Source organism: Streptomyces sp. NPDC059037 (assembly GCF_042740015.1).
Lineage (GTDB): Bacteria > Actinomycetota > Actinomycetes > Streptomycetales > Streptomycetaceae > Streptomyces.
Genome location: NZ_JBHYIG010000316.1, coordinates 1 through 10,943, shown reverse-complemented (window position 1 = coordinate 10,943; position 10,943 = coordinate 1). Strand labels below are relative to the sequence as shown.

Sequence of the window (10,943 nt, the reverse complement as noted above, 5' to 3'; positions counted from 1 at the left end):
GGCTGAAACGGGTGGGCGGGCAACCGCGGGTAATCGGGTGGGTGGGCGGGAAAAATTCGCCGCGAAGCGGCGGTACGGCGGCGCGGCCGACGACGGACTGCGGGGCAATCCGGGCGGGTGGGCGGGAAAGTTCGCCGCGGAGCGGCGGTATGACGGCGCGGTCGACAACGCCGCGTCGGCAGGCTGGAAGCGCTGCCGGGCAATCGGGTGGGTGGGCGGGAAAAGCTCTACGCCGAGAGCGGGAACTCCTGGCCCAGTTCGCGGAAGACCGCCGTATTCAAAGCGAAAGCGCGCTTGCATTCGTCGACAATCCGCTGCCGCTCCAACTCATCAGGCACGACCTCCCCGAGCGCGTCAAGCAGTTCCCGGTAACCCCGCTTGAAAGCCGCCGGGTTGGAGATGTCCTCGAAGACGTAGAAGCGGACGCCATCACCCTTGCGGGCGAAGCCCCACGTCTGTTCCGCCTTGCCGCGGATGATCTGGCCGCCGGAGAGATCGCCGAGATAGCGGGTGTAGTGGTGGGCCACGTAACCGCCGGGCCAGGTGCGCGCGCATTCGGCCACCCGCGCCGCGTACGCCGCCGTGGCGGGCAGCGGCGTGAGGCCCTCGCGCCAGTCCGCGCCCCGCAGATGCGCGAGGTCCCGCTCCAGTTCGGTCACGCGCAGCAGCTCGGGCTGTATGAACGGGCCCGCGACCGGGTCGTCCCGCAGGGCCTGCGCGGCGTCCTCCAGGGCGCGGTACACGAACCACAGCTGCTCGGTGTAGCGCGCGTACGCGTCGACGCCCAGTTTGCCGCCGAGCAGGTCGCTCATGAACGTCGAGGTCTCCGCCTCCGTGTGCTGCTCGTGCGAGGCGGTGCGGATCACCGTGGAGAAGGGCGTGGACGGCGTATCCATGAGGGACCTCCGAAGCCGAGGAATGACGGGAACCAGTGCGACCGCTACCGATGATTCAGGTTAGGCTTACCTAAGTCAACTGGTTCCCGACGTCCTGTCGGTAAAAACGCTACCCGCTCAGAGCCCGGGGATGCGTGTTCAGGGAAGCGTAAGGATCTCCGTCCCGCTGTCCGTCACCACGAGCGTGTGCTCGAACTGCGCGGTCCGCTTGCGGTCCTTCGTCACGACGGTCCAGCCGTCGTCCCACATGTCGTAGTCGTGCGTGCCCAGCGTCAGCATCGGCTCGATGGTGAACGTCATCCCGGGCTGGATCACGGTCGTGGCGTGCGGGCTGTCGTAGTGCGGGACGATCAGGCCGGAGTGGAAGGACGTGTTGATGCCGTGGCCGGTGAAGTCACGGACGACGCCGTAGCCGAAGCGCTTGGCGTACGACTCGATGACACGGCCGATGATGTTGATCTGGCGGCCGGGCTTGACCGCCTTGATGGCGCGGTTGAGGGACTCGCGGGTCCGCTCCACGAGCAGCGTGGACTCCTCGTCGACGTCGCCGACCAGGTACGTGGCGTTGTTGTCGCCGTGCACGCCGCCGATGTACGCCGTCACGTCGAGGTTGATGATGTCGCCGTCCTTGAGGACGGTGGAGTCCGGGATGCCGTGACAGATGACCTCGTTGACCGAGGTGCACAGCGACTTCTGGAAGCCGCGGTAGCCGAGCGTGGAGGGGTAGGCGCCGTGGTCGCACATGTACTCGTGCGCGACGCGGTCCAGCTCGTCGGTGGTGACACCGGGGGCGATGTGCTTGGCGGCCTCGGCCATCGCGCGCGCGGCGATACGGCCCGCGGTGCGCATCAGCTCGATGGTCTCGGGGGTCTGCACCTCGGGCCCCGTGTACGGGGTGGGCGAGGGTTTCCCCACGTACTCCGGGCGCCTGATGTTTCCCGGAACGGGGCGGATGGGGGAGAGCTCCCCTGGGACGAGCAGTGACTGGCCAGACATGCCAGCGAGTCTAACCAGGCGGTGTGGGGCAGCATGGCGGGAGAGAGAGGAGCAGGCAATGGCTCTGTTCAAGAGGCGGACCGTCGGCAAACCGGGTGAGTGGTACTACTGCCTGGAGCATCAGCGGGTCGAGGAGGGTCCCGACTGTCCGGGCAAGGACCGCTTCGGTCCTTACGACTCCCGGGAGGAGGCGCAGCGGGCGATGCAGACCGCCGCCGAGCGGAACCTGGAGTGGGAGACGGACCCCAAGTGGCATGACACCCCCTCCCGGGAGGGCGAGGACTAGTCCCTGCCGGGGGTGGTTTCCCGCTCGCCCCCATTACCCCGAGGCTGAAACGGGTGGGCGGGCGGGAAACGCCGCGAAGCGGCGGAAGACGGTGCGCCCATCGCGGGGCGCTGGGAAACCCCGTCCAGCAAAGCCCTACGGCGCAGGCGCCCACCGCGGGGCGCCGGGAAGCCCCCGTCCAGCAAAGCCCTACGGCGTGGCAGACAGCTTCCGGCGGCGCACCGCGTCCGCGTCCGTGCTCGCGTCGTACGACATCAGCTTCGGCAGCGCCGCGGTCAGCGCCCCCACCGCCGCCACGCAGGCAAGACCGCCCGACCAGACGGCGGTCCGCGTACCCGTCCAGCCGGCGGCGGCCCCCGCGCGGACCTGGCCCAGCTGGGGGCCCACGCTGTAGGAGAGGACCTCGATGCCGGCGAGCCTGCCCCGCAGCTCGTCCGGGATCGTCTGGTTCCAGATGGTGGAGCGGCCGAGCCCGCTCAGCATGTCGCCCGCACCCGCAAAGGCCAGGCACGCAAGCACCAGCCACACATTCGAGAACCAACCGGCGGCCGTGATCGCGAGCCCCCATCCCGCCGCCCCGAACACGACGAGCAGCCCGTGCCGCCGCACCCGTGACGTCCACCCGCTGGTCAGGCTGAGCAGCAGCGAGCCGATCGCCCCGGCCGCATACATCAGGCCGAGGGACCACTCCGCGTCAAGATCCTCCGCGAGGAACGGGAAGATCGTGTTCGGGAAGGCGAAGAACATCGCCGCCATGTCGATCGCGTACGTCCCGAGCAGCACCGGCCGCGACCACGCGTACCGCGCACCCTCCGCCAGGCCCCGCAGCGACGGCTTCTCCGCGTCGTGCGCGGCGGGCGCAGGCGCGATGCGGGTGCACAGGGCCACGGAGACGGCGAAGCCGACGACCGTCACCGCGTACGCGGAGGCGTGCCCGGCGAACGCCACGACCAGGCCCGCAAGCGAAGGGCCCGCGATCGCGCCGACGTTCCAGCGCAGCGAGTTCAGCGCGGCCGCCGCCGTGAGCTGGTCGTGCGGCACGATGCGCGCCATCAGCGAGTCCAGTGCCGGGCGCTGGAGGCCCGCGAGCGCCGAGACGCCCGCCGCCACGACGTACAGGGGCCACAGCATCGGCTCCGGCAGCAGCGCGTTCACCAGCAGGATCGCGGCGAGCAGGCCGAGGCCCGCCTCGGTCAGAAGGATCACCTTGCGGCGGTCCACGGCGTCGGCCAGCGCACCCCCGTACAGACCGAAGACGATCAGCGGCACCAGCTCGACCGCCCCCATCGCACCGACCGCGAGCGGCGAGTCCGTCAGATCCTTGATCTGCAACGGCAGGGCGACCAGCGCCATGAAACTGCCGAAGTTGGTGACGATGCCCTGGACCCACAGGAGTCGGAAGTCACGGGTGGAACGCCAGGGGGAGAGGTCGGGCAGTATCGAGGAGAGGGACACGGAAAGCCATGCTCAGCGCCTGGCCCGCGTCCCGGCAACCGAATTACCACCGCGCCGGCGGCGGCGCCGTCAGCTGGTCGGCGAGGCGGGAGAGGCGGTCGCGCAGCCGGCGCCTGCCCCGCGCCGCCGGCAGCGAGTTCTCGCCGGACGCCGCGCTCACCAGGTGCTGGACCGTGTCGAGGTCGAGGTCGGGGGAGTCCGGGACGGTCAGCGCCTCGTGCGCCATGGAGTGCAGCTCGCGGTCCCCGGAGTCGAGGGCGAGGACCGTCGCCCCTGCCGCCCGCGCGTCGTGCACGCGCTCCAGGAGCCCCGCCCCGGGCGCGTCCGGCGCCACCACGAGCAGCGTCTCGCCGCGCCGTGCCGCCTCGATCCGCCCGAGCCCGGTGGACAGGTGGGCGGGGTCGCCCGCCCGCACCCGGTGCCGTACGAGCGTGGGCGTCAGTTCGGGCGTCCCGGACCACGCCGCCTCGTCCACGAGATGGGCGGCCAGATGCCAGGGCTCGTACTCCTCCGTGCCCACCAGAAGCAGCCCGCCGCCGTGCGGCACCACGGAGGACCGCAGCGTCTTCGCGAAGCGGCGGGTGGCGCTCGGCCACTCGGTTCCGGCGAGCACTTCGCGCAGCAGCGCGACCCTTACTGCGTCCATGAGGCCGCATCCTGCCCCAACGGGCCACTCGTCAGGCAGAGTTCACCGGGAATTCGCCCGGGGTGGGGAGTGACCCGGGATGGCTGATGAGACAACTGTTCCCTTCCGGGCGGGACGCGAGGGGTACGCGAGCTTCCGGATCCCCGCCGTCGTCCGCACGAACTCCGGCACCCTGCTTGCCTTCTGCGAAGGGAGGGTCGGCTCGCAGGAGGACTTCGGCAACATCGACGTCGTCATGAAGCGCTCCACCGACGGCGGCCGCACCTGGGGCCCGCTCCAGGTCGTCGCCAAGAACGGCGCCGACCTCGCGGGCAACCCCGCCCCCGTCGTCCTGGCCACCGGACGCGTCCTGCTCGTCCACGTCCGCAACGCCGCCGCGGCGACCGAGGACGCCATCCGCCGCGGCAAGGTCTCCGCGGCGAACGGACGCAGGATCTGGGTGCAGCACAGCGACGACGACGGTCTGACCTGGTCGGCGGCCCGGGAGATCACCGGGCAGGTGAAGAAGGCGAGTTGGCGGTGGTACGCGACCACCCCCGGGCACGCCGTACAGGCCAGTACGGGCCGCGTCGTCGTCCCCGCCAACCACTCCCTGCCGCCCGCCGGTACGGACAACGGCACGGAAGGGAAGTACAACGGCGGCCACTGCCTGCTCAGCGACGACCTCGGCCAGAACTGGCGGATCGGCTACATCGACGACAACACCGACGGCTATGTGAACGTGAACGAGACCACCGCGGCCGAACTCCCCGACGGGCGGCTCTACTTCAACACCCGCAACGACTCACCGTCCCCCGGCACCCGCGCCGACGCCCACTCCCGCGACGGCGGCCAGAGCCTCGTCAAGCCCTTCCGGCCGCAGGCCGGGCTCGTCGGCCCCGTCGTCGAATGCAGCGTCCTTCAGCTGCGTACGCCCGACGTGCTGCTGTTCTCCGGACCCGCCGACCCCGGCTTCCGCGCCCTGATGACGGTGCGCCGCAGCCGCGACGGCGGCACCACGTGGCAGGACGCCCACACCGTGGACGGGCTGCCCGCCGCGTACTCCGATCTCGTGCGCGTCGACGACGCGACCGTCGGACTCCTCTACGAGACGGGCGACTTCAGCGCGTACGAGACGATCACTTTCCGGCGGATACCGGTGGAGGCACTGGCCTGACGGAGGCCGCACATCGGCGGTGAGTAAGGTCGGCCGTATGACCTCTAACGACAGTGTGCAGAAGGCTCCCGCCAAGGATCCCTGGGAGCTGCCCGACGTCTCCGGGCTCGTCGTCGGCGTGCTCGGCGGCACCGGCGACCAGGGCCGCGGCCTCGCCTACCGCCTGGCCCGCGCCGGCCAGAAGGTGATCATCGGCTCCCGCGCGGCCGAGCGCGCGCAGACCGCGGCCGACGAGCTCGGCCTGGGCGTCGAGGGCGCCGAGAACGCGGAGTGCGCGCGTCGCAGCGACATCGTGATCGTCGCCGTGCCGTGGGAGGGGCATGGGAAGACCCTGGAGTCCCTGCGCGAGGAGCTGGCGGGCAAGCTCGTCGTCGACTGTGTGAACCCGCTGGGCTTCGACAAGAAGGGCGCGTACGCCCTGAAGCCCGAGGAGGGCAGCGCCGCCGAGCAGGCCGCCGCCCTGCTGCCGGACTCCAGGGTCACGGCCGCATTCCACCACCTGTCGGCGGTCCTGCTCCAGGACGCGGACGTCGAGGAGATCGACACCGATGTGATGGTGCTCGGCGAGGCTCGCGCCGACACGGACATCGTCCAGGCGCTCGCCGCCCGCATCCCCGGCATGCGGGGCGTCTTCGCGGGCCGGCTGCGGGGCGCGCACCAGGTGGAGTCCCTGGTCGCCAACCTGATCTCCGTGAACCGGCGCTACAAGGCGCACGCGGGGCTGCGGGTCACCGACGTCTAGGACGCCGACGGGCATGGGGGACACTGGAGGGCGTACGTCACGACGCACCCCGACACCCGATCAGGAGCCGACCCCCATGCCCCGCCTCGCTCTCTACGCCCTCACGGTCTGCGTCCTCGCCGTCGTCGCGGCCGTGGTCTCCTTCGTCCAGGGCCACTGGCTCGGCATCGTCTGGGTGCTGATCGCCGGGCTCTCGTCGAACATGGCGTGGTACTACCTGCGGCGCGCGAAGATCGAGCGGGACGCCGCCGCCACGGGCTGACGGCTACGGGCCGACGACCTCCGGGATGTCCGGCGCCCCGTCCCAGAAGCGGTACAGCTCAAGGCCCCAGTACGTGTCCCACTCGCTGACGCCGAGCCCGCGCAGGATCGCGTCGATCGCGTCGAAGAAGGCCACGTTGACCTCGGGGATCCACAGGATGCCGAAGACCGCGATCAGGCCGAACGGCGCGAACGGCTCCACCTGGCGGCGGATCTTGTGCGACAGCCACGGCTCGATGACGCCGTAGCCGTCCAGGCCCGGGATGGGCAGCGAGTTCAGGATCGCGGCCGTCACCTGGAGCAGGGCGAGGAAGCCCAGCGCGTACCGGAAGGTGTCCGGGACGCCGGAGAGCGCGTCGAGCCAGAAGGGCGCCGTGCAGACCACGGCGAAGAGCACGTTCGTCAGCGGCCCCGCGGCAGAGATCAGACTGTGCTTCCACTTCCCCCTGATCCGGCCCCGCTCGATGAAGACCGCCCCGCCGGGCAGGCCGATGCCTCCCATGATCACGAAGAGCACCGGAAGCACGATGCTCAGCAGGGCGTGCGTGTACTTCAGCGGGTTGAGGGTCAGATACCCCTTCGCCCCGATGGAGATGTCGCCGCTGTGCAGGGCGGTGCGGGCGTGCGCGTACTCGTGCAGACAGAGCGAGACGATCCAGGCGGCCGTCACGAAGAGAAAGACCGCGAGCCCCGGGTTGTCGGCGAATCCGGTCCAGGCGGCCCAGCCGGAGACCGCGGTGACGGCGGCGATCCCGAGAAAGACGGGACTGATCCGCGAGTCACTGCGTCGGGCGGGAGCGGTGGTCATGGGGCGGGGCTCCTGGGATGGCGGTCGGGCCGGTTGTCGTACGGGACCGTACCCCGGCACACGCCGAAAACGACTCGCGTGGGGTGGGGAGTTCCGGGGAGGGTGGGGGGCTGAAATCTTTCAGCCCGTCGAGGGGGTCCCCCCTGCTCTTTAAGAGCTTGGGGGAGTTTGAGGACGAACTCGGCGAAGCCGGTGATCAGCCACCTTCGCGGCCGGCGAAGCCGGAACTTCGGGAAGGGGCGGGATTGGGGAAGGAACCGCCGGAGGCCCCGCCCACGGCCCGGCACCCGTCCCCGCCACCGCCGCCCAAGACACCAGAGACAATGGACCCCGTGCGCTACCGAATCCTCGGCACCACCCAGGCATTCCACCCCGACGGGACCCAGGCCCCCATCGGCGGGCCAAGGCTGCGCGCCCTCCTCACGGTCCTCGCCCTGCGAGCCCCCCGCACGGTCCCCGTGTCCGCCCTCGTGGACGAGGTGTGGGACGGCGACCCGCCCGCCGACGCCCCCGCCGCGCTGCAGGCGCTGATCGGCCGCCTCCGCAGAGCCATCGGCGCCGCCGCGATCACCTCGGCCGACGGCGGCTACCGCCTCGCCGCGGCCCCGGACGACATCGACCTGTACCGCTTCGAGCGCCTCGCCGACGAAGGCACCCGCGCCCTGGAGGACGGCGACGCCGAGAAGGCGGCGACGGCCCTGGACGACGCGCTGGCGCTCTGGCAGGGCGGCAAGCCCCTGGCCGACCTGCCCGACGGCACCGCCCAGGCGTCCCGCTGGGAGGCCCGCCGCCTCGACGCCCGCCGCGCCCGGCTGACGGCGGCGCTCGCGCTCGGCCGGGCCGAGCAGGCGCTGCCCGAGCTGACCGCCCTGTGCGAGAGCCACCCCCTGGACGAGCCGCTGCAGGCCCTGCGGCTGCGGGCGCTGCGCGACGCGGGCCGCCCGGCGCAGGCCCTCGCCGCCTACGACGGCGTACGCCGCCTCATCGCGGACCGCATCGGCGCCGACCCGGGACCCGAACTCCGCGCCCTGCACGAGGAGTTGCTGCACCACACGGCGCCGGGAAGCGAACCGCCGCGGACCCAGCCACCCGCGAGCCGCCCGCACACCCCCGGCAACCTCCGCGCCAGGCTCACCTCCTTCGTCGGCAGGGAGGCCGACATCGAGGCCATCCGCGGCGACCTGCGGCGGGCCCGCCTCGTCACGCTGCTGGGGCCCGGCGGCGCGGGCAAGACCCGGCTCTCGCAGGAGGCCGCCGAGTCCGTCGCCGACACGGAGCCGGACGGCGTATGGCTGGCCGAGCTCGCCCCGGTGGAGGACCCGGACGCGGTGCCCGAGGCCGTCCTGACCGCGCTCGGCGCCCGCGAGACGGTGCTGCGCGGCGCCGGCGCCGAGGAGATGCGGGCGGTGTCCGACCGGCACGGCGACGACCCCGTCGTACGCCTCACCGAGCACTGCGCGCCCCGCCGGATGCTCCTGGTCCTCGACAACTGCGAGCACGTCATCGACGCCGCGGCCCGCCTCGCGGAACAGCTGCTCGCGCACTGCCCCGGCCTCACGGTCCTCGCCACAAGCCGTGAACCCCTGGGCGTACCGGGGGAGTTGCTGCGCCCCGTGGAACCGCTCCCGGAGCCGACGGCGCTGCGGCTGCTCGCGGACCGCGGCGCGGCGGCACGGCCGGGCTTCCGTATCGAGGACGACCGGTCGGCGGCGGCCGAGATCTGCCGGCGGCTCGACGGCCTGCCGCTGGCCATCGAACTGGCGGCGGCCCGGCTGCGGATGCTCACCCCGCGGCAGATCGCCGACCGCCTCGACGACCGCTTCCGCCTCCTGACCAATGGCGCCCGCACGGTCCTGCCCCGCCAGCAGACCCTGCGCGCGGTCGTCGACTGGTCCTGGGACCTGCTCGACGAACCCGAGCGGACCGTCCTGCGCCGTCTCTCCGTCTTCGCGGGCGGCTGCGACCTGGCGGCGGCGGAGGCGGTGTGCGGGACGAACGCCGGTGTCCCGGGGAGCCACCCCGCCGACGTGCTCGGCTCCCTCGTCGACAAGTCCCTCGTCGTCGCCGCCCCCGCGCCGCTGGGCGGCATGCGCTACCGGCTCCTGGAGACCGTCGGCGAGTACGCGGCGGAGCGCCTCGACGAGGCCGGTGACCGGGCGGCCGCCGAGCGGGCGCATCTGGTGCACTTCCGGGAGTTCGCCCGCGTCACCGAACCGCTGCTGCGCGGCAGCGGCCAGCGGGCGGCCGTCGACAGGCTCGAGTACGAGTACGAGAATCTGCGCACCGCCCTGCGGCACGCCGTCGCCGCGCGGGACGAGCAGGAGGCGCTCTGCCTGGTCCTTTCGCTGTCCTGGTTCTGGCAGATCCGCGATCTGCGCATCGAGACCCGCAACTGGTCCCGCGATGTCATCGCGCTGGGGCCCGACCCCTTCGCCCGCCCGGTCGCACCCGTGGAGCCGCTCTACGAACGGTGCACGGACGCCCCGCTCCCCATGCGCCCCGAGGTGCTCGCGGAGGCGCGGCGCGGGGTGCATCTCATCCAGCTCTCCTGCATGGACATGAACATGGAGGCCTGGCAGACGCCCGAGGCCACCGAGAAGCTCGCGGGCATCAGGGAGGCGTACCGTCCCGGGCTGCCGCAGACCTGCTGGTCGCCGGGGAGCCTGTGGTTCTTCGCGGTGCTCTTCGGCGGCGACATAGGCCGACTGCACACCATCATCGACGCGACCATCGCCACCTGCCGGGAACGCGGCTACGAGTGGGAGCTCGCATCGGCGCTCCAGCAGCGCGCCAACATCCGCGCCAACCGCACGGACCTGGCCGGCGACGCGGGCCGTGACGCCGACGAGTCGCTGGAGATCTTCACCCGGCTCGGTGATGTGTGGGGCACGGCCGAGGCGCTCTCCTCGCGCGGCGAGGCGCACGAGCGGCGGGGCGCCTTCGACCGCGCCGCCGAGGACTTCAGTGCCGCCATCGAGTACGCGCAGCAGCTCGGCGCGCCCGCCCAGGTGACCGTGCTCACGGCGCGCCTCGGCGCGGTCCTCGTCGAGGCGGGCGAACCGGAACGGGGCGAGCGGCTGCTCTGGGGCGTCCTGGACCAGAAGGTCCAGGGCGGCCACTCCAGCGAGTCCATGCCCACCGCCCGCTTCTTCCTCGTCGACGTGCTCGGGCGCGCCGGGCGTACCGGCGAGGCCCGTGAGCAACTGCGGCTGCTGCGCGAGGAGTTCAAGGTCGCCGACTTCGCGGTCTTCGACAGCTTCATGCTCGGCGCCGAGGCCTGGCTCGACACTCAGGACGGCCGTTATGCCGATGCCTTCCGCAAGGCGCGCGTGGCCGTGGAGAAGTCCATCGATCCGCTGACCAAGATGATCGCCCCGCATGTGACGGCCCATCAACTCACCATCGCCGCCCACGCCCTGACCGGTCTCGGCGGCGGCCGGCGCGCCCACGACGCCGCCCGGCTGATCGGCGCCGCCGACCGTGACCTGCCGCCCGGCCACTTCCCGGCCGGCGTGGAGCGCGACATCAAGGCGGCCGCCGTCGCGGCGGTGCGCGCCGCGCTCGGGGACGCCGCGTACGAGGCCGCGTACGCGGAGGGGGGGGGGGGGGGGGGCCCCGGGCGCGGCCGCGCCCCCGCCGCCGACCAACACATGACCGCGCTCGGGGCCCGCGAGGAGCTGGTGAGGATGTTGTGTGG

The 10,943-nt window shown here is 72.2% G+C and carries 10 protein-coding genes; 5 read left to right on the top strand and 5 right to left on the bottom strand.

Translation table 11 applies throughout. The features are described 5' to 3' along the window. Positions 1 to 227: 227 nt before the first annotated feature. A complete protein-coding gene (locus ACFWY6_RS39410) occupies positions 228 to 896 on the bottom strand; it encodes a heme oxygenase (biliverdin-producing) (RefSeq protein ID WP_384700896.1) in 669 nt (222 codons plus the stop codon). Between the two features lie 138 nt (positions 897 to 1,034). Next, positions 1,035 to 1,892, bottom strand: coding sequence for a type I methionyl aminopeptidase (gene map, locus ACFWY6_RS39405; protein WP_266867647.1), 858 nt, complete (start codon positions 1,890 to 1,892; stop codon positions 1,035 to 1,037). A 58-nt stretch (positions 1,893 to 1,950) separates the two neighbouring features. Here map and ACFWY6_RS39400 point away from each other — a divergent pair, with 58 nt between their 5' ends. After that, positions 1,951 to 2,178, top strand: a complete 228-nt coding sequence (locus ACFWY6_RS39400; RefSeq protein ID WP_384700893.1) for a hypothetical protein — start codon at positions 1,951 to 1,953, stop codon at positions 2,176 to 2,178. A gap of 189 nt (positions 2,179 to 2,367) precedes the next feature. On the opposite strand, the gene ACFWY6_RS39395 is transcribed toward ACFWY6_RS39400, so the two are convergent. Beyond that, positions 2,368 to 3,633 carry an MFS transporter gene (locus tag ACFWY6_RS39395; RefSeq protein ID WP_384700890.1) on the bottom strand — a complete coding sequence of 422 codons (1,266 nt, stop codon included), beginning with the start codon at positions 3,631 to 3,633 and terminating at the stop codon, positions 2,368 to 2,370. 43 nt (positions 3,634 to 3,676) lie between these two features. Beyond that, a complete protein-coding gene (locus tag ACFWY6_RS39390; RefSeq protein ID WP_360762895.1) occupies positions 3,677 to 4,279 on the bottom strand; it encodes a hypothetical protein in 603 nt (200 codons plus the stop codon). Between the two features lie 79 nt (positions 4,280 to 4,358). On the opposite strand from ACFWY6_RS39390, the gene ACFWY6_RS39385 reads away from it, so the two are divergent. From ACFWY6_RS39385 to ACFWY6_RS39375, 3 genes are read left to right on the top strand one after another with little or no spacing between them, the layout of a single operon-like run. After that, positions 4,359 to 5,435, top strand: a complete 1,077-nt coding sequence (locus ACFWY6_RS39385) for an exo-alpha-sialidase (RefSeq protein WP_384700887.1) — start codon at positions 4,359 to 4,361, stop codon at positions 5,433 to 5,435. A gap of 37 nt (positions 5,436 to 5,472) precedes the next feature. Then, positions 5,473 to 6,177: an NADPH-dependent F420 reductase gene (npdG, locus tag ACFWY6_RS39380; protein WP_384700884.1), complete on the top strand. Its 705-nt coding sequence runs from the start codon at positions 5,473 to 5,475 to the stop codon at positions 6,175 to 6,177. 13 nt (positions 6,178 to 6,190) lie between these two features. After that, positions 6,191 to 6,439, top strand: a complete 249-nt coding sequence (locus ACFWY6_RS39375) for a hypothetical protein (protein WP_266867658.1) — start codon at positions 6,191 to 6,193, stop codon at positions 6,437 to 6,439. A gap of 3 nt (positions 6,440 to 6,442) precedes the next feature. Here ACFWY6_RS39375 and ACFWY6_RS39370 read toward each other — a convergent pair whose 3' ends face one another. Then, a complete protein-coding gene (locus ACFWY6_RS39370) occupies positions 6,443 to 7,246 on the bottom strand; it encodes a site-2 protease family protein (RefSeq protein WP_384700881.1) in 804 nt (267 codons plus the stop codon). A 323-nt stretch (positions 7,247 to 7,569) separates the two neighbouring features. Between ACFWY6_RS39370 and ACFWY6_RS39365 the strand changes: the two genes are divergently transcribed. Next, positions 7,570 to 10,943 (top strand): BTAD domain-containing putative transcriptional regulator (locus ACFWY6_RS39365; RefSeq protein WP_384700879.1); only part of this gene is annotated, 3,374 nt, incomplete at its 3' end.

What these genes read in the sequence shown, in the direction of transcription:
- ACFWY6_RS39410 (WP_384700896.1), bottom strand. Translation starts at nt 896, where the DNA reads ATGGATACGCCGTCCACGCCCTTCTCCACGGTGATCCGCACCGCCTCG.
- map (WP_266867647.1), bottom strand. Translation starts at nt 1,892, where the DNA reads ATGTCTGGCCAGTCACTGCTCGTCCCAGGGGAGCTCTCCCCCATCCGC.
- ACFWY6_RS39400 (WP_384700893.1), top strand. Translation starts at nt 1,951, where the DNA reads ATGGCTCTGTTCAAGAGGCGGACCGTCGGCAAACCGGGTGAGTGGTAC.
- ACFWY6_RS39390 (WP_360762895.1), bottom strand. Translation starts at nt 4,279, where the DNA reads ATGGACGCAGTAAGGGTCGCGCTGCTGCGCGAAGTGCTCGCCGGAACC.
- ACFWY6_RS39385 (WP_384700887.1), top strand. Translation starts at nt 4,359, where the DNA reads ATGGCTGATGAGACAACTGTTCCCTTCCGGGCGGGACGCGAGGGGTAC.
- npdG (WP_384700884.1), top strand. Translation starts at nt 5,473, where the DNA reads ATGACCTCTAACGACAGTGTGCAGAAGGCTCCCGCCAAGGATCCCTGG.
- ACFWY6_RS39375 (WP_266867658.1), top strand. Translation starts at nt 6,191, where the DNA reads ATGGGGGACACTGGAGGGCGTACGTCACGACGCACCCCGACACCCGAT.
- ACFWY6_RS39370 (WP_384700881.1), bottom strand. Translation starts at nt 7,246, where the DNA reads ATGACCACCGCTCCCGCCCGACGCAGTGACTCGCGGATCAGTCCCGTC.